Source organism: Streptomyces sp. TRM68416, assembly GCF_014596915.1.
Classification (GTDB): domain Bacteria; phylum Actinomycetota; class Actinomycetes; order Streptomycetales; family Streptomycetaceae; genus Streptomyces.
Genome location: NZ_JACVWU010000028.1, coordinates 16,737 through 32,927 on the forward strand (window position 1 = coordinate 16,737; position 16,191 = coordinate 32,927).

Consider the following 16,191-nt stretch of genomic DNA (forward strand, 5'->3'; position numbering starts at 1 on the left):
GCTGACCTGTCCGCCGAACGTGTGGTGTCTACGCCGACCGGTGGGCGTCCAGGAAGGCTTCGAGGCCGGCGAGGTCGTCGGTGTTGAGGTGGTCCACGTCGGCGGCGACCAGCTCGGCCCACAGCGCGTCGCGCTCGGGGCCCGGGAGGTCCGGGGTGGCCCAGAACCGCACCCGCTGCCGACGCGCGTGCGCCGCCCGGACGATGGTGTGCAGCTTCTGCCGTTCGGCGTCCGGGAAGGGGCCGACGCCCCGCCAAGTGAAGTGGTTCGTCCAGTTGTCGCTGATCAGCGGGATGAAGGAGGCGGGGGCCGCGCTGCCGAGGTCGGTGAGCCGGCCGTCGTAGAAGGCGCGGCGCACGGTCTGCGCCTCCATGGGGAGGCGGGCGGCGCGGTCGCCGGAGATGACGGCGGTGACGGGGCCGGGGAACACGCGGCCGTGGGCGTAGGTGGTGAACAGGTGCTTGTAGCGCTTGAGGTGCCGGTCGAGTTCGAGGTAGGTCGAGGAGCCCTCGGTCTTGATGTCGATGAGGAGCTGGAGCGGCTTGCGGTACCCGCGGTGGACCGAGCCGTGGTTGGCCCTGACCCGGGCGGCGAGCGGGTCGAGGTAGAGGGACTCCAGGGTGCGGGCGGGGTCGAGGTCCACCGGGTCGTGGGCGACGAGGAGTTGGTCGCCGACGAGGAAGATGTCGGCCTCGACGCTGGTGAAGCGGTGGTCGAGCGCGTCGAGGAGGGGCCGCGGATGCTCGTAGTCGTTGTGGGCGTGGGCGCGCCGCAACGGGCGCGGGCGGTGCCGTCGTTCACCGGCCACCGCCTGTGTGGCGGGCAGCGCGACGGCTCCGGCGAGCGCGGCGCCGGCCGTGGTGAGGGCTCTGCGACGGGTGATGAGGGCCATGCTTCTGCCTCCCTGCGGGGTCGGTCCGAACCACAGGGAGTATGCGGCCGTCCGGGCCACAAGGACCCTGTACATGCCAGGAGTTGGCTGGACCGCCGCCACCCGTTCACCCCTTCCGCCCGGGCGCACGAACAAGCCCGCCCCAGGTGGGGCGGGCTTTACCGGGTGAACGTCAGGGGGCCTGCAGGTCGACCAGTTCGGCCAGCGCCTCCCGGTGGGCACCGGCCGTGCCGTGGACCAGGGCGTCGGCCTTGGCCCGCTTCAGGTACAGATGGACCGGGTGCTCCCAGGTCATGCCGATCCCGCCGTGCAGTTGCAGCGCCTCCTCGGCGGCGTGGACGGCGACGGGCGCCGCGTAGGCCTGCGCGACCGCCACCATCACGTCGGTGTCCTCACCGGTGGCGAGGGCGTCCGCCGCGGCCCGGGCGGCGGCGCGCAGGTTGACGACCTCCAGCCACAGTCGGGCGAGCCGGTGCTTGAGCGCCTGGAAACCGCCGACGGGCCGGTTGAACTGCTTGCGCTCCTTCAGATAGCGCACGGTCTCCGTCAACGCCCATTCGGCGAGCCCGAGTTGCTCGGAGGCGAGCAGCCCGGCCCCGGCCCGCAGGGCCCGTCGTACGGCGGGCTCGGCGTCGCCGGTCCGACGTGCGGGCGCCCCGTCCAGGGTGACGGTCGCCAGCGGCCGGGTCAGGTCGAGGGACACCTGCGGGGTGACGGTGACGGCGTCCGCCTCGACGGCGTAGAGCCCGCCGTCGTCCGCGGGCACCAGCAGCACGTCGGCCGCGGCGGCGTCCGCGATACCGGTCAACTCCCCGTACAGGGAGCCGTTCTCCTGGCGTACGACCTTGTGGGCGCCGCCCGGGGCGACATTCAGGGCGACCGCGAGGACGCCGATGCGGCGGCCGGAGGCCAGCTCGGCGAGGAGGTCGTCGGCGTCCCCGGCGAGCAGCGCCTCGGTGGCGACCACCGCGCTGGTGAGGTACGGCACGGGCGCGACGGCACGCCCCAACTCCTCCAGGACCACGGCGGCTTCGCGGTGGGTGGCGCCCTGGCCGCCCTTGTCCTCGGGCACCAGCAGGCCCGCGAGGCCCATGCCGTCGGCGAGCGCCTTCCACAGGGCGAGGTCGTGCGGCTGGCCGGACTCGGTGCGGGCGATCACGCCGGGCGCGTCGCAGTGGTCGGTGAGCAGGTCGCGGACGGCGGCGCGGAGGGCCTCTTCCTCCTCCGAGTAGAGAAGATCGGGCTGTGTGTTCACCGGGCCAGGTCCTTCCATGCGACGTCCTTGTCGGTGCGCGGTTCGGCGGGCAGGCCGAGGACGCGTTCGGCGACGATGTTCAGCAGGACCTCGCTGGTCCCGCCCTCGATGCTGTTGCCCTTGGAGCGCAGATAGCGGTACCCGGCGTCGCGGCCGGTGAAGTCGACCAGCTCCGGGCGGCGCATGGTCCAGTCCTCGTACAGCAGGCCTTCCTCGCCGAGGAGTTCGACCTCCAGGCCGCTGATCTCCTGGTTGAGGCGGGCGAAGCCGAGCTTCATGCCGGCGCCCTCCGGGCCGGGCTGTCCGGCGACGAGCTGCTGGCGCAGGCGTTCGCCGGTGAGCCGGGCGACCTCGGCCTCGACCCACAGGGTCAGCAGCCGCTGGTGCAGGTCGTGGGTGCGCAGCTCGGGGCGCTCGCGCCAGGTCCGGGCGACCGGGCCGATCATGCCGCCCTCGCGGGGGACGCGCATGCCGCCGATGGCAACGCGTTCGTTGTTCAGCGTGGTCTGCGCGACCCGCCAGCCGTCGCCGACCGCGCCGAGGCGGCGGGAGTCCGGGATGCGGACGTCGGTGAGGAACACCTCGTTGAACTCGGCCTCACCGGTGATCTGGCGCAGCGGCCGCACCTCGACGCCGGGGTCGGTCATGTCGCAGACGAAGTAGGTGATGCCGGCGTGCTTGGGCACGTCCGGGTCGGTACGGGCGATGAGGATGGCCCAGCGGGCGAGATGGGCGCTGGAGGTCCACACCTTCTGCCCGTTGACCACCCAGTTTCCCCCACTCTCGGCTTCGCTCGAGCGGGAGGGGCCCCCATCCTCCCGGACGGCACGGGTGCCGAGCGCGGCGAGGTCGGATCCGGCGCCGGGCTCGCTGAACAGCTGGCACCACACCTCCTCGCCGGTCCACAGGGGCCTCAGATAGCGCCGCTTCTGTTCCTCGGTGCCGTACTGGAGGATCGTGGGCGCGGCCATGCCGAGTCCGATGCCGATGCGGCGCGGGTCGTTGTCGGGGGCGCCCGCGGCCGCCAACTCGGCGTCGACGACGGCCTGGAGGGACCGGGGGGCACCGAGCCCACCGAGCCCCTCGGGGTAGTGCACCCAGGCGAGACCGGCGTCGAAGCGGGCGCGCAGGAAGTCGTCGCGGTCGGTCGTGGCCGGGGGATGCGCGGCCAGGAACTCCTGGGTGAGGCGGCGCAGTTCGGCGGCGTCGGTCATGCTGCTCCCTCCGTCACCACGGCGATCCGGCCGGTGCTCAGCCCGTCCGCCACCTTCTGCACGGCGGCCGCGGCCCCGCCGAGCGGTACGCGCTCGCTGACCAGCGGCTTGATGGCTCCCCGGGCGGCCAGCTCGGTGAGCTGCTCGTGGCAGTGCTGGACCAGCTTGGGGTTCTTGGTGTTGTACAGGCCCCAGTGCAGGCCGAGGATCGAGTAGTTCTTCACCAGGGCGTGGTTGAGCCCCGGGCTCGGGATGACACCGCCGGCGAAGCCGACGACCACGATCCGGCCCTCGAAGGCGACGACCTTGGTGGACTGGGTGTAGGCCTCGCCGCCCACGGGGTCGTAGATCACGTCGGCGCCCCGGCCGCCGGTGGCCTCCTTCACGGCCGCGACGACGTCCTCGGTGCGCCGGTCGACGACCACGTCGCAGCCCAGCTCGCGGGCGACGGCGGCCTTCTCGGCGCCGCCCACGACCCCGATGACCGTCGCCCCGGCGGCTTTGCCGAGCTGCACGGCCGCGCTGCCGACCCCTCCTGCGGCAGCGTGGACGAGCAGCGTCTCGCCGGCCTCAAGACGGGCCCGCCGGTGCAGTCCGAACCAGCCCGTCTGGTAGCCGATGTGCAGGGCGGCGGCCTCGGCGTCGTCCAGCGAGTCGGGCGCGGACAGCAGAGCGGCGGCGTCCGCGACGGCGTACTCGGCGAAACCGCCGTACGGCAGGGCCGGGTTGGCGATGACGCGGCGTCCGTCCGCCGTCTCGCCGCAGATCTCCACGCCCGGCGTGAACGGCAGCGGCGGCCGGACCTGGTACTGGCCCCGGCACAGCAGCGCGTCCGGGAAGTTGATGTTCGCGGCGCGCACCTTCAGCAGGACCTGGCCGTCCCCGGGCGTGGGCGGCTCGACGTCCAGGAGCCGCATCACCTCGCCCGGCTCGCCGTTCTCGTGCACTTGCCATGCCTGCATACGGGGCCTCCACGCGACTGCTTCGTCCGACCGGGGTCGCTCCGCATACTAAGCGGTCGCTTGCCGATCAGGGAACAGTCGCGCGGGTCACGGCTGCCGTCCCGCGCGAATCACGACCGCCGCGGCTTGGCCCGTACGTGCATCCGCTCCCCCTGCGGCCCGAACAAGCTGAGGAACTCTGCCGGCCCGTCCCCCGTCGCCCCGAACCAGTGCGGCACCCGCGTGTCGAACTCCGCCGCCTCCCCCGCCGTGAGCACCACGTCGTGCTCGCCCAGCACGACCCGCAGCCGCCCGGACAGCACGTACAGCCACTCGTAGCCCTCATGGGTGCGCGGCTCGGGCTCCTCGTCGCTCGGCGGCACCAGCACCTTGAAGGCCTGCAGCCCGCCGGGCTGGCGGGTGAGCGGCCAGTAGGTGCGGCCGTGCCGCACGAGGGGCCTGGCGCGCACCCGCGGGTCCCCCACCGGCGGCGACCCGACCAGTTCGTCCAGGGGCACCTGGTGGGCCTGCGCGATCGGCAGCAGCAGCTCCAGGCTGGGCTTGCGCAGACCCGACTCCAGGCGCGACAGGGTGCTGACGGAGATGCCGGTGGTCTCGGACAGCGCCGCCAGGGTCACCTCGCGCTCCTTGCGGATCCGCCGCAGCCGGGGGCCGACATCGGCCAGAACGTCTTCCGTACTCGCTGCACTCATGGAGGTATTGCAGAATCGGCAAAGACATTTGTCAATCCCGCGGCTCCGGAGCGACCGTGTCGGCATGACCGAGACCTACGAAGTGATCGTGATCGGCGGCGGCGCCGCGGGCCTGTCCGCCGCCCTCGTCCTGGGCCGCGCCCGGCGCAGCACCCTGGTCGTCGACGGCGGCGAGCCGCGCAACGCACCCTCCGCCCACATGCAGGGCTACCTGTCCCGGGACGGCATGGCCCCGGCCGAGTTCCTGGCGATCGGCCGCGAGGAGATCGCCCGCTACGGCGTCGAGCTCGTCCGGGACCGGGCGGTGGACGTGGCGGAGGCGGAGGCGGAGGGCTTCGAGGTGACCCTCGCGAGCGGCAGGACCGTACGCGCCCGCAGGCTGGTGATCGCCACCGGCCTGAAGGACGAGCTGCCACCCGTGCCCGGCGTCGCCGAGCGCTTCGGCCGGGACGTGCTGCACTGCCCGTACTGCCACGGCTGGGAGGTGCGCGACCAGGCCTTCGGGGTGCTCGCGACGAGCCCGATGAGCGTGCACCAGGCGCTCATGGTCTCCCAGTGGTCCAAGGACGTGACCCTCTTCCTGCACGAGGTCGACGAGAGCGAGCTGTCCGACGACGACCTGCGCAGGCTGGCGGCGGCCGGCGTGCGGGTGGTGCCCGGCACGGTCGCCGAGGTGGTGGTCGAGGACGACCGGCTCACCGGCGTACGCCTCGCCGACGGCTCCGTGCACGACCGCCAGGCGCTGTTCGTCGCCCCGCGCGCCGTCCCGCAGACCGGGCTGCTGGAAAAGCTCGGCGCCGAGCTGACGGAGACCCCGTTCGGCGCCTACCCCGTGGTCGACCCGACGGGTCTGACCAGCGTGCCCGGCGTGTGGGCGGTGGGCAACGCGATGGGCTTCGCCGAGCAGGTCGTGAACGCGGCCGCGGGCGGCTACCGGGCCGGCGCCACGATCAACGGCGAGCTGCTGATGACGGACCTCGACGCGGCGCTCTGAGCGGGACAGGGGAAGTCAAGGCGCCCTGAAGGGGCGCGGGGAACTGCGCGACCGGCCACGACGGCGCCGCAGCCGACGCCCGCCCCCTTCGCCCAGGTGTACATCCGCGCAGCGCGTTGCACCATGGCTGCATGCTGCTGACCCGGCTGGCCCGTGTGTCCCAGGAGGTCGCCGCCGCCTCGGCGCGGTCCCGGAAGGTCGCCCTGCTGGCGGAGCTGTTCCGGGACGCCGAGGCCGCGGACGTGCCGATCGTCATCCCCTATCTGGCGGGGCGGCTGCCGCAGGGCAGGCTCGGCGTCGGCTGGAAGGTGCTGAGCCGCCCGGTGGCCCCGGCCGCCGAACCGAGCCTGACCGTGGCCGAGGTGGACGCCCTGCTCACCGAGCTGGGCGCGGTCTCGGGCGCCGGATCGCAGGCCGAACGGGCGCGGCTGGTGGGCGAGTTGATGGGTGCGGCCACCGCGGACGAGCAGCGGTTCCTGGTCGGGCTGATCACCGGCGAGGTCCGGCAGGGCGCCCTGGACGCGGTGGCGGTGGAGGGCCTGGCGCAGGCGGTCGCGGCGCCCGCGGCGGACGTACGGCGGGCGGTGATGCTGGCGGGTTCGCTCCAGGCGGTGGCCGAGGCCCTGCTCTCCGCGGGCCCCGCCGCCCTCGACCGCTTCCGGCTCACCGTCGGCCGCCCGGTCCTGCCGATGCTGGCGCACAGCGCCTCCTCGGTGGCCGAGGCGGTCGACAAGCTCGGCGCCTGCGCGGTCGAGGAGAAGCTCGACGGCATCCGCGTCCAGCTCCACCGGGACGGCGACACCGTACGGCTCTACACCCGCACCCTCGACGACATCACCGACCGCCTGCCCGAACTCATCTCAGCAGCCAGGGAGTTGAGGGGCGAGCGGTTCATCCTGGACGGCGAGGTCATCGCCTTCGACGCCGACGGACGCCCCCGTTCCTTCCAGGAGATCGCCGGACGCGTCGGCTCGCGCGCGGACGTGGCGACGGCCGCGCGGGCGGTGCCCGTCTCCCCCGTCTTCTTCGACGCGCTGTCCGTCGACGGCCACGACCTCCTCGACCTGCCGTTCGCCGACCGCCACGCCGAGCTGGCCCGGCTCGTGCCGGAGCCGATGCGGGTCCGGCGCGCCCTGGTCTCCGGCCCGGAGGACCGCCGGCAGGCGGAGGAGTTCCTGGCCGAGACGCTGGAGCGCGGCCACGAGGGCGTGGTCGTGAAGGCCCTCGACGCCGCTTACAGCGCGGGCCGGCGCGGCGCGTCCTGGCTGAAGGTCAAGCCCGTGCACACCCTCGACCTGGTGGTCCTCGCCGCCGAGTGGGGCCACGGCCGCCGCACCGGCAAGCTCTCCAACCTCCACCTCGGCGCCCGCACCGCCGACGGCTCCTTCGCCATGCTCGGCAAGACGTTCAAGGGGATGACCGACGCCCTGCTCACCTGGCAGACCGAACGCCTCCAGGAACTCGCCGTCGGCACCGACGGCCACGTGGTGACCGTACGCCCCGAACTCGTCGTGGAGATCGCCTACGACGGCCTCCAGCGGTCCACCCGCTACCCGGCCGGGGTCACCCTGCGGTTCGCCCGCGTGGTCCGCTACCGGGAGGACAAGCGCCCCGAGGACGCGGACACGGTGGAGACACTGCTGGCCGCCCACCCCGGGGTGACGCCGTGAGGCACAGCGCCGGACTGCTCCTGTTCCGCCGCACCGGCGACGGCGTGGAGGTGCTGCTCGGCCACATGGGCGGCCCGTTCTTCGCCCGGCGCGAGGCGGGGGCGTGGACCGTGCCGAAGGGCGAGTACGAGCCGGGGACGGAGTCGGCGTGGGACGCGGCCCGGCGCGAGTTCCGGGAGGAACTCGGCGTGCCGCCGCCCGAGGGCGAGGCCGTCCCGCTCGGCGAGGTACGCCAGTCGGGCGGCAAGCTCGTCACCGTGTGGGCGGTCGAGGCCGACCTCGACCCGGACTCCGTCACGCCCGGCACGTTCACCCTGGAGTGGCCGCCGAAGTCGGGGCGGACACAGGAGTTCCCGGAGCTGGACCGGGTGGCGTGGTTCACCCCGGCCCGGGCCCGGGAGGTGATCGTGAAGGCGCAGGGCGCGTTTCTCGACCGGCTGGCGGAGCACTCGGGCTGATGCGAAGGTCGAGACAGAGTCCGTTCCCGGGAGGTCCCCCATGCCCATCGCCACGGTGAACCCGGCGACCGGCGAGACACTCAAGACGTACGAGGCCATGGGCGCCGAGGAGATCGAGCGCCGCCTCCGGCTCGCCGAGGCCACGTTCCGCACGTACCGCACCACCACGTTCGCCGAGCGCGCCCGCCTGCTGAACCGGGCCGCCGACCTGCTGGACGAGGACCAGCCGGACATCGCGCGGGTGCTGACCACCGAGATGGGCAAGCCCGTCCGGCAGTCCCGCGCCGAGGCCGCCAAGTGCGCCAAGGCGATGCGCTGGTACGCCGGGCACGCCGAGGAACTGCTCGCCGACGAGGAGCCCGCCGAGGCGGACGTGAAGGACTCCGGCGCCTCCCGCGTCCGGGTGCGCTACCGCCCGCTCGGCCCGGTGCTCGCGGTGATGCCGTGGAACTTCCCGCTGTGGCAGGTGGTCCGGTTCGCCGCGCCCGCGCTGATGGCGGGCAACGTCGGCCTGCTCAAGCACGCCTCCAACGTGCCGCAGACCGCCCTGTACCTGGAGGACCTCTTCCACCGGGCCGGGTTCGCGGAGGGCACGTTCCAGACCCTGCTGATCGGCTCCGCCGCGGTGGAGGAGATCCTGCGTGACGAGCGGGTGAAGGCCGCCACCCTCACCGGCAGCGAGCCCGCGGGCCGCTCGGTCGCCTCGGTCTGCGGCGACATGGTGAAGAAGACGGTGCTGGAACTGGGCGGCAGCGACCCCTACGTCGTCATGCCGTCCGCCGACCTCGACCGGGCCGCGCAGGTCGCGGTCACCGCACGCGTGCAGAACACCGGCCAGTCGTGCATCGCCGCCAAGCGGTTCATCGTGCACGAGGAGGTCTACGACGCCTTCGCCGAGCGGTTCGTCGAGGGCATGAAGGCGCTGAAGGTCGGCGACCCGATGGACGAGGAGACCGAGGTCGGGCCGCTCTCCAGCGAGCAGGGGCGGGCGGACCTGGAGGAACTGGTCGACGACGCCACGCGCGGCGGCGCCACCGTGCTGTGCGGCGGCCACCGGCTGCGGCGGCCGGAGCTGCCCGGCTGGTACTACCCGCCGACCGTCCTCGCCGACATCACCCGCGAGATGCGCATCCACCGGGAGGAGGCCTTCGGCCCGGTCGCCACGCTGTACCGGGTGGGGGACGTGGACGAGGCGGTGCTCCTCGCCAACGACACCCCGTTCGGACTCAGTTCGAACGTCTGGACCCGGGACGAGGCCGAGGTCGACCGTTTCGTCCGGGACCTGGAGGCGGGCAGCGTCTACGTCAACGGGATGACCGCCTCCCATCCGGCGTTCCCGTTCGGCGGGGTCAAGCGGTCCGGGTTTGGGCGTGAGCTGTCCGGGCACGGAATCCGCGAGTTCTGCAACATCACCACGGTTTGGCAGGGTGCGTGACGCACCCGCGGCTACGATCCCGTTCTGTGAACCGCGAAGTGACTCTGCCTCTGATCGTCGACGACCGCGGGACCTTGCAGGTGTCCGCGGCCGATGTGAGCAAGCTGCTGCGGACGGTGGGCGGCCGGTGGCTGCATCTGGTGGAGGCCGGGGAGGACGGGCTCGACGAGGACACGGTCGCCGCGCTGACGATCGAACTGGCGAAGCTCGCCGACCGCATCGACGTGGCGTGCATCGCGCACAGCAGCGGAGGGACGGCTTAGGCCGACTGCAGCAACGTCCGCCAGAACATCCCCTCGTACTCCTGGAGGAGACGGCCGTAGCGGCGCGCCCGCTCCTGGTCCGGCCGGGCCGACCGCAGCGCGGCGCTCGCCCGCCGCTCCAGTTCCGGTGACGGTTCGGCGAAGAAGTCGAAGAAGGCGCAGGCCTCGTCCGGGAAGCCGTAGTGGTCGCGCAGGGCGCGGGCGACAGTCGCGCAGTAACCGCCCCATTCGGCGAAGTTGGCGGTCAGCGCCACCAGCACGTCGGCGGGCGCGCCGTTCAGGGCCAGCCAGGCCACGTACGCGGGGTAGGCCTGGCAGCCCGCCAGCGGCTCGTGGTCGCCGGTGGCGTCGGGGCCGCAGGCCGCGGCGAACGCCTCCAGGTGTCCGGCCGCCAGGGTCTCGCCCTCCGCGAGCAGGGCGAAGAACGCGGCCGTCTCCGGTTCTTCGACGGCGCGCTGCGCCAGGTGCCGGAAGGAGCGCCGGTCCGCGGCGATGACCAGGCGCTGTTCCCGGGCGAGGGCGGCGAGTACGGCCCGGTCGGCCTTGCCCCGGTCGATCAGCGGCACCAGTGGGTTGGTCATCGCGGAGCCTCCGTCGGTCCGGGTGCGCGGTTACTGCTCCGAGCCTGGCACGGGTCCCCGATACGGAGTAGTCCCGCGCGAGATCGTCGCCCTCTCGGGTGATTGTGGACTGGACCACTCTCTGAGGCGAAAGCAGGCACGGTTCATGGCGACTTTGTGCAGACCCTCGGTGTCCGTTCCGGAGCACGTGATCACGATGGAGGAGACGCTGGAGCTGGCGGCCTCCCGCCACGCCGACCATCCCCAACTTCCGCTGGCGCTCCGGCTGATCGAGAACACGGGGGTACGCACCCGGCACATCGTGCAGCCCATCGAGGAGACCCTGAGACACCCCGGCTTCGAGGACCGCAACAAGATCTACGTGGCGGAGGCGAAGGCCAGGGTCCCGTCCGTGGTCCAGCGGGCGCTCGACGACGCGGAGCTGCTCACCAGCGACATCGACGTGATCATCTACGTGTCGTGCACGGGGTTCATGATGCCCTCGCTGACGGCCTGGCTGATCAACGAGATGGGCTTCGAGGCCACCACCCGCCAACTGCCCATAGCCCAGCTGGGCTGCGCGGCCGGCGGCGCGGCCATCAACCGGGCGCACGACTTCTGCACGGCCTACCCCGAGGCCAACGTGCTCATCGTGGCCTGCGAGTTCTGCTCGCTGTGCTACCAGCCCACCGATCTCGGCGTCGGCTCGCTGCTCTCCAACGGCCTGTTCGGCGACGGCATCGCGGCCGCCGTGGTGCGCGGCCGGGGCGGCGAGGGCATCCGCCTGGAGCGCAACGGCTCGTACCTGATCCCCAAGACCGAGGAGTGGATCATGTACGACGTCCGGGCCACCGGGTTCCACTTCCTGCTGGACAAGCGGGTGCCCGCCACCATGGAGCCGCTCGCCCCGGCGCTCCAGGACCTCGCGGGCCTGCACGGCTGGGACGCCGCCGACCTTGACTTCTACATAGTCCACGCGGGCGGCCCTCGAATACTCGACGACCTCAGCACGTTCCTCCAGGTCGACCCGCACGCCTTCCGCTTCAGCCGGGCCACGCTCACCGAGTACGGCAACATCGCCAGCGCCGTCGTCCTGGACGCGCTGCGCCGGCTCTTCGACGAGGGCGGTGCCCGGGAACGGGCGCGCGGGCTGCTCGCCGGCTTCGGGCCCGGCATCACCGCCGAGATGGCCCTGGGCCGCTGGCACCGTACGGACGAAGAGGCGGCATGAGCGAAGAGACCCTGACCGAGATCCTCCCCCCGATCCGTTCCTGGCCCGCGCTCGACCTGAGCGGCGTCGACTTCGACCCGGTCCTCACCGAGCTGATGCGGGAGGGCCCGATCACCCGCATCCAGTTGCCCAACGGCGAGGGCTGGGCCTGGCTGGTCACCCGCTACGAGGATGTGCGCGCGGTGACCAACGACCCCCGCTTCTCCCGCGAGGCGGTCATGGACCGGCCGGTCACCCGGCTCGCCCCGCACTTCGTCCCGGCCCGCGGCGCGGTCGGCTTCCTGGACCCGCCCGACCACACCCGGCTGCGCCGCTCGGTGGCCGCCGCGTTCACCGCCAGGGGTGTGGAGCGGATCCGCGACAGGTCCCGCCGCCTGCTGGACGAACTGGTCGACGAGCTCCTGGGGGACGGTCCGCCCGCCGACCTCACCGCGGCCGTCCTGACGCCGTTCCCCATCGCGGTGATCTGCGAGCTGATGGGCGTACCGGCCGCCGACCACCACGTCATGCACACCTGGACCCAGCTGATCCTGTCCTCCGCGCACGGCGCCGACGTCAGCGAGCGGGCCAGGAACGAGATGGGCTCCTACTTCGCCGACCTCATCGGTCTGCGGGAGGGCGGCTCCGGCGAGGACGTCGCCTCGCTGCTGGGCGCCGCCGTGGGCCGGGGCGAGGTCACCCTGGAGGAGGCCGTGGGTCTCGCGGTGCTCCTCCAGATCGGCGGCGAGGCGGTCACCAACAACAGCGGGCAGATGTTCTACCTCCTGCTGACCCGCCCGGCCCTGGCCGAACGCCTGCGCGCCGAGCCGGAGATCCGGCCCCGGGCCGTCGAGGAGCTGCTGCGCTACATCCCGCACCGCAACGCGGTGGGCCTGTCGCGGATCGCCACCGAGGACGTGGGCATCAGGGGCGTACGGATCCGGGCGGGGGACGCGATCTACGTCTCCTACCTGGCCGCCAACCGCGACCCGGAGGTCTTCCCCTACCCGGAGACCATCGACTTCTCGCGCAGCCCGAACCCGCATGTGGCGTTCGGCTTCGGCCCGCACTACTGCCCGGGCGGCATGCTGGCGCGTCTGGAGTCGCAGCTCCTGCTCGACGCGCTGCTGGACCGGGTCCCGGGACTGAGGCTGGCCGTGCCGCCGGAGAAGGTGCCCTTCAGGAAGGGCGCGTTGATCCGCGGGCCCGAAGCCCTGCCGGTGACGTGGTGAGCCCGCGATGACGGCGACGGAAGGGCTGCTGGTGCCGCCCGGTCACGGCCGGGTGGTCCGGACGCCGGCCCAGCACGTGACCTTCAAGGTGACCGGCTCGCACTCGCGCACGGCGTCCACCTTCGAGGTGCTCGTGCCGCCCGGCTTCGACGTGGGCGCCCATGTGCACACCCGCAGCGAGGAGTTGTTCTACGTGCTGGAGGGCGAGCTGGACGTGCTCGCCTTCGAGCCGCGAGTCCGCACCCCCGACAACTGGCAGCGCTGGGAGTCGGGTTCGGGCAACAGGGTGGTACGGGCGACGCCGGGCACGGTGATCGTCGTACCGCCCGGCTGTCCGCACGCGTTCGCGAACCCGACCGGCGAGCCCGCCCGGATGTTCTTCCAGGCGAGCCCGCCGCCGGACCACGAGCACTACTTCGAGGAACTGCTGGAGATCCTGGGCAGCGGCGGCCCGCCGGACCACGCGGCGATCGAGGAGCTGCGCGCCCGGTACGACATCGAGCAGCTGACGCCGCTGCGCCATCGGTGAGCGGACCCGGCGCATTCGACTGCGGTTCGGCAGCGCCCCCAAAGGGGCGCGGGGAACTGCGCGACCGGCCACGACGAGCCCGCAGGCGAGCGGAGCGCTTACCGGATCGGCGTCCCGGAGAGCGTGCGGGCGATCACCAGCCGCTGGATCTCGCTGGTGCCCTCGAAGATCGTGTAGATCGCGGCGTCCCGGTGCATCCGCTCCACCGGGTACTCCCGCGTGTATCCGTTGCCGCCCAGGATCTGGATCGCCTGGCCGGTGACCTTCTTGGCCGTCTCGCTGGCGAACAGCTTGGACATCGAGCCCTCGGCGGCGGTGAACGGCTTGCCGTTGACCGCCATCCAGGAGGCGCGCCAGACGAGCAGGCGCGCGGCGTCGATCGACGTGCGCATGTCGGCGAGCTGGAAGGCGACGCCCTGGTTGTCGATGATCGGGCGGCCGAACTGCTCGCGGGTCGTGGCGTATTCGAGGGCGACCTCGTACGCGGCGCGGGCCGTGCCGACGGCCATGGCACCGACGGCGGGGCGGCTCGCCTCGAACGTGGCCATCGCCGCGTTCTTCACGCGCTCACCGCCGGAGGCCTTGGCCCGCTCGCGGGCCCGGGCCAGGCGCTCGTCCAGCTTCTCCTTGCCGCCGAGCAGGCAGGAGCCGGGGACGCGGACGTCCTCCAGGACGACCTCGGCGGTGTGCGAGGCGCGGATGCCGTGCTTCTTGAACTTCTGCCCCTGGGACAGGCCCGGCGTGTTCGGCGGGACGATGAAGGACGCGTGGCCCTTGGAGCCGAGCTCCGGGTCGACGACGGCGACGACGACATGGACGTTGGCGATGCCGCCGTTGGTCGCCCAGGTCTTCGTCCCGTTGAGGACCCACTCGTCCTTGGCCTCGTCGTAGACGGCACGCGTGCGCATGGAGGCCACGTCGGAACCGGCGTCCGGCTCGGAGGAGCAGAAGGCGGCGACCTTGACGTCGTTGGCATCGCCGTACATCTGGGGGATCCAGGTGCCGATCTGTTCCTCGGTGCCGTTGGCGAGGACGCCGACGGCGGCCAGGCCGGTGCCGACGATCGACAGGGCGATGCCCGCGTCGCCCCAGAACAGCTCCTCCATGGCCATCGGAATGCCGAGGCCGGTGGGGTCGAAGTACTGCTGGGCGTAGAAGTCGAGCGAGTAGATGCCGACCTTGGCGGCCTCCTGGATGACCGGCCAGGGAGTCTCCTCACGCTCGTCCCATTCGGCGGCCGCGGGGCGGATGACGTCGGCGGCGAAGCCGTGCAGCCAGTCCCGCACCTCCTTCTGTTCGTCGTTGAGCTCCATGGTGAACTCGGCCATGTCCCCTCCAGCGGCGGCGCACGTGCATGTTACTAGCGGTAACATGCAGTCTGTTACCGGTGGGTAGGAAAAGTCAACTCCCGATGACCGCTCGGCAGCCCGTTCGATGCGGAGGACGTGTTGAGTGTTAGTTTGCGCAGGCGTCACCGAAACTGCACGGGTGGGGAGAGGCACATGGACACCACACAGCGGACCGATCAGCAGAGATCCGCCGACCGCCGCCGGCGCGAGCTGCTGGAGGCGGCCGACCGGGTGGTGCTGCGGGACGGCCCGCAGGCCTCGATGAACGCCATCGCGGCGGAGGCCGGAATCACCAAGCCGATCCTCTATCGGCACTTCGGCGACAAGGGCGGACTCTACGCCGCCCTGGCCAAGCGTCACACGGACGCGCTCCTGGACTCCCTGCGCGCCGCGCTGGACGCTCCGGCGGAGCGACGGGAACGGGTGGAGTCCACCCTGGACACCTACCTCGCGGCCATCGAGGCGCGCCCCCAGGTCTACCGGTTCCTGATGCACCCGGCGGACGGCGGCCAGCCCGCGGACCAGGGCTTCGACGTCGGCAAGCACAGCGCGCCGCTGCTCCGCAGGATGGGCGAGGAGCTGGCGCAGGTCATCGAGGAGCGGGTGGACCTCGGACCCGGAAGCCAGCAGCTGGCCCGGGTGTGGGGGCACGGCATCGTCGGGATGATGCACGCGGCGGGTGACTGGTGGCTGGGGGAACGGCCGTGTTCCCGGGCCGAGTTGGTGCGGAGTCTTGCGGATCTGCTGTGGGGGCGGCTTGCGGCGGCGGGGGACAGGATCGGCGGTCCGGGGTTCTGACGGTTGTTCGCCGTCCGCGGGTCGGTGGGGGCTGGTCGCGCCCACGCGGCGGAGCCGCACATCAATACAGCCCCGTGCCCCTGGGTACGTGCACTCACCGGCGCCACGAAGCTCGCGTCACCTGTCGCATCAGCCTCCTGTGCCGCCAACCCGTCACACGGTCCGCGTACACCTTCCCTTCCAAGTGGTCGCACTCATGCTGGAGGCAGCGGGCGAAGAAGCCCGTCCCATGCACCCGCACCGGCTCCCCCGTCATCGTGAATCCCTCGACGACGGCGTGGTCGTACCGTTCCGTCCCCGCTTCGAGTCCGGGCAGGGACAGACAGCCCTCCGGCCCCCGGAGCACCACCCCGTCGGTCTCCACCAACCGCGGGTTCACCACGTGCCCCAGGTGCCGCACGTCCTCGTCGTCGGGGCAGTCGTAGACGAACACCCGCAACGCCTCGCCGACTTGGTTCGCCGCCAGGCCCACGCCCTGCGCCGCGTACATGGTCGCGAACAGGTCCTCGACGAGGGTGACGAGTTCGGGACCGAAGTCGCTGACGTCCTTGCAGGGTGCGTGCAGAAGCGGGTCACCGAGCAGGGTGAGGGGCCGGACACGCCCGCGGGCGCCCGGAATGGAACCGTGTCGCATGGCGGCAAGGTTACGGCCGATTCGGGAGTGCGAATGGATCTCGA

At 72.3% G+C, this 16,191-nt stretch carries 17 protein-coding genes; 9 read left to right on the forward strand and 8 right to left on the reverse strand.

Features of this window, described 5'->3' with window-relative positions; genetic code table 11:
• Positions 1–28: 28 nt before the first annotated feature.
• The 5 genes from ICC28_RS33585 to ICC28_RS33605 form a co-directional block, all read right to left on the reverse strand.
• A complete protein-coding gene (locus ICC28_RS33585; protein WP_188292577.1) occupies positions 29–892 on the reverse strand; it encodes a phosphatidylinositol-specific phospholipase C/glycerophosphodiester phosphodiesterase family protein in 864 nt (287 codons plus the stop codon).
• A 172-nt stretch (positions 893–1,064) separates the two neighbouring features.
• Complete coding sequence (locus tag ICC28_RS33590; RefSeq protein WP_188292578.1) at positions 1,065–2,165, reverse strand: acyl-CoA dehydrogenase family protein; 1,101 nt, start codon at positions 2,163–2,165, stop codon at positions 1,065–1,067.
• Positions 2,144–3,361, reverse strand: coding sequence for an acyl-CoA dehydrogenase family protein (locus ICC28_RS33595; RefSeq protein WP_188292579.1), 1,218 nt, complete (start codon positions 3,359–3,361; stop codon positions 2,144–2,146). Before ICC28_RS33595 ends, ICC28_RS33590 begins: the two co-directional genes overlap by 22 nt.
• Entirely contained in the window at positions 3,358–4,323 is a 966-nt protein-coding gene (locus tag ICC28_RS33600; RefSeq protein WP_188292580.1) for an NADPH:quinone oxidoreductase family protein, read from the reverse strand. Before ICC28_RS33600 ends, ICC28_RS33595 begins: the two co-directional genes overlap by 4 nt.
• A gap of 110 nt (positions 4,324–4,433) precedes the next feature.
• Entirely contained in the window at positions 4,434–5,015 is a 582-nt protein-coding gene (locus ICC28_RS33605; RefSeq protein ID WP_188292581.1) for a helix-turn-helix domain-containing protein, read from the reverse strand.
• 64 nt (positions 5,016–5,079) lie between these two features.
• Here ICC28_RS33605 and ICC28_RS33610 point away from each other — a divergent pair, with 64 nt between their 5' ends.
• From ICC28_RS33610 to ICC28_RS33630, 5 genes are all read left to right on the forward strand, one after another.
• The gene (locus ICC28_RS33610; protein WP_188292582.1) at positions 5,080–6,009 is read left to right on the forward strand and encodes an NAD(P)/FAD-dependent oxidoreductase; all 930 of its coding nucleotides are present in this window, start codon (positions 5,080–5,082) and stop codon (positions 6,007–6,009) included.
• A 131-nt stretch (positions 6,010–6,140) separates the two neighbouring features.
• Positions 6,141–7,679 (forward strand): ATP-dependent DNA ligase, encoded by a 1,539-nt coding sequence (locus ICC28_RS33615; RefSeq protein WP_188292583.1) that lies wholly within the window; start codon positions 6,141–6,143, stop codon positions 7,677–7,679.
• Positions 7,676–8,137, forward strand: a complete 462-nt coding sequence (locus ICC28_RS33620; RefSeq protein ID WP_188292584.1) for an NUDIX domain-containing protein — start codon at positions 7,676–7,678, stop codon at positions 8,135–8,137. The genes ICC28_RS33615 and ICC28_RS33620 overlap by 4 nt, the downstream gene beginning before the upstream one ends.
• A gap of 40 nt (positions 8,138–8,177) precedes the next feature.
• Positions 8,178–9,572, forward strand: coding sequence for an NADP-dependent succinic semialdehyde dehydrogenase (locus ICC28_RS33625; protein ID WP_188292585.1), 1,395 nt, complete (start codon positions 8,178–8,180; stop codon positions 9,570–9,572).
• A 26-nt stretch (positions 9,573–9,598) separates the two neighbouring features.
• On the forward strand, positions 9,599–9,835 hold the full coding sequence (locus tag ICC28_RS33630; protein WP_188292586.1) for a DUF6213 family protein: 237 nt from the start codon (positions 9,599–9,601) through the stop codon (positions 9,833–9,835).
• Here ICC28_RS33630 and ICC28_RS33635 read toward each other — a convergent pair.
• Positions 9,832–10,416: a transcriptional regulator gene (locus tag ICC28_RS33635; protein WP_188292587.1), complete on the reverse strand. Its 585-nt coding sequence runs from the start codon at positions 10,414–10,416 to the stop codon at positions 9,832–9,834. The two genes, ICC28_RS33630 and ICC28_RS33635, sit on opposite strands and share 4 nt — an antisense overlap.
• On the opposite strand from ICC28_RS33635, the gene ICC28_RS33640 reads away from it, so the two are divergent.
• The 3 genes from ICC28_RS33640 to ICC28_RS33650 are packed head-to-tail and all read left to right on the forward strand — an operon-like array spanning position 10,328 to position 13,366.
• Positions 10,328–11,626, forward strand: a complete 1,299-nt coding sequence (locus tag ICC28_RS33640) for a type III polyketide synthase (protein WP_262928519.1) — start codon at positions 10,328–10,330, stop codon at positions 11,624–11,626. The two genes, ICC28_RS33635 and ICC28_RS33640, sit on opposite strands and share 89 nt — an antisense overlap.
• Positions 11,623–12,837 carry a cytochrome P450 gene (locus tag ICC28_RS33645; RefSeq protein ID WP_188292589.1) on the forward strand — a complete coding sequence of 405 codons (1,215 nt, stop codon included), beginning with the start codon at positions 11,623–11,625 and terminating at the stop codon, positions 12,835–12,837. Before ICC28_RS33640 ends, ICC28_RS33645 begins: the two co-directional genes overlap by 4 nt.
• Positions 12,838–12,844: 7 nt before the next feature.
• Complete coding sequence (locus ICC28_RS33650) at positions 12,845–13,366, forward strand: cupin domain-containing protein (protein WP_188292590.1); 522 nt, start codon at positions 12,845–12,847, stop codon at positions 13,364–13,366.
• A gap of 98 nt (positions 13,367–13,464) precedes the next feature.
• Here ICC28_RS33650 and ICC28_RS33655 read toward each other — a convergent pair whose 3' ends face one another.
• On the reverse strand, positions 13,465–14,694 hold the full coding sequence (locus ICC28_RS33655) for an acyl-CoA dehydrogenase family protein (RefSeq protein ID WP_188292591.1): 1,230 nt from the start codon (positions 14,692–14,694) through the stop codon (positions 13,465–13,467).
• Between the two features lie 174 nt (positions 14,695–14,868).
• Between ICC28_RS33655 and ICC28_RS33660 the strand changes: the two genes are divergently transcribed.
• The gene (locus ICC28_RS33660; protein WP_188292592.1) at positions 14,869–15,513 is read left to right on the forward strand and encodes a TetR family transcriptional regulator; all 645 of its coding nucleotides are present in this window, start codon (positions 14,869–14,871) and stop codon (positions 15,511–15,513) included.
• Positions 15,514–15,607: 94 nt separating this feature from the next.
• On the opposite strand, the gene def is transcribed toward ICC28_RS33660, so the two are convergent.
• On the reverse strand, positions 15,608–16,147 hold the full coding sequence (gene def / locus ICC28_RS33665) for a peptide deformylase (RefSeq protein WP_188292593.1): 540 nt from the start codon (positions 16,145–16,147) through the stop codon (positions 15,608–15,610).
• Positions 16,148–16,191 lie beyond the last annotated feature (44 nt).

Excerpts from the sequence above, each read along its gene's own strand:
- ICC28_RS33585 (WP_188292577.1), bottom strand. The coding sequence starts at position 892 with ATGGCCCTCATCACCCGTCGCAGAGCCCTCACCACGGCCGGCGCCGCG.
- ICC28_RS33590 (WP_188292578.1), bottom strand. The coding sequence starts at position 2,165 with ATGGAAGGACCTGGCCCGGTGAACACACAGCCCGATCTTCTCTACTCG.
- ICC28_RS33595 (WP_188292579.1), bottom strand. The coding sequence starts at position 3,361 with ATGACCGACGCCGCCGAACTGCGCCGCCTCACCCAGGAGTTCCTGGCC.
- ICC28_RS33600 (WP_188292580.1), bottom strand. The coding sequence starts at position 4,323 with ATGCAGGCATGGCAAGTGCACGAGAACGGCGAGCCGGGCGAGGTGATG.
- ICC28_RS33605 (WP_188292581.1), bottom strand. The coding sequence starts at position 5,015 with ATGAGTGCAGCGAGTACGGAAGACGTTCTGGCCGATGTCGGCCCCCGG.
- ICC28_RS33610 (WP_188292582.1), top strand. The coding sequence starts at position 5,080 with ATGACCGAGACCTACGAAGTGATCGTGATCGGCGGCGGCGCCGCGGGC.
- ICC28_RS33615 (WP_188292583.1), top strand. The coding sequence starts at position 6,141 with ATGCTGCTGACCCGGCTGGCCCGTGTGTCCCAGGAGGTCGCCGCCGCC.
- ICC28_RS33625 (WP_188292585.1), top strand. The coding sequence starts at position 8,178 with ATGCCCATCGCCACGGTGAACCCGGCGACCGGCGAGACACTCAAGACG.
- ICC28_RS33640 (WP_262928519.1), top strand. The coding sequence starts at position 10,328 with ATGACCAGGCGCTGTTCCCGGGCGAGGGCGGCGAGTACGGCCCGGTCG.
- ICC28_RS33635 (WP_188292587.1), bottom strand. The coding sequence starts at position 10,416 with ATGACCAACCCACTGGTGCCGCTGATCGACCGGGGCAAGGCCGACCGG.
- ICC28_RS33645 (WP_188292589.1), top strand. The coding sequence starts at position 11,623 with ATGAGCGAAGAGACCCTGACCGAGATCCTCCCCCCGATCCGTTCCTGG.
- ICC28_RS33650 (WP_188292590.1), top strand. The coding sequence starts at position 12,845 with ATGACGGCGACGGAAGGGCTGCTGGTGCCGCCCGGTCACGGCCGGGTG.
- ICC28_RS33655 (WP_188292591.1), bottom strand. The coding sequence starts at position 14,694 with ATGGCCGAGTTCACCATGGAGCTCAACGACGAACAGAAGGAGGTGCGG.
- ICC28_RS33660 (WP_188292592.1), top strand. The coding sequence starts at position 14,869 with ATGGACACCACACAGCGGACCGATCAGCAGAGATCCGCCGACCGCCGC.
- def (WP_188292593.1), bottom strand. The coding sequence starts at position 16,147 with ATGCGACACGGTTCCATTCCGGGCGCCCGCGGGCGTGTCCGGCCCCTC.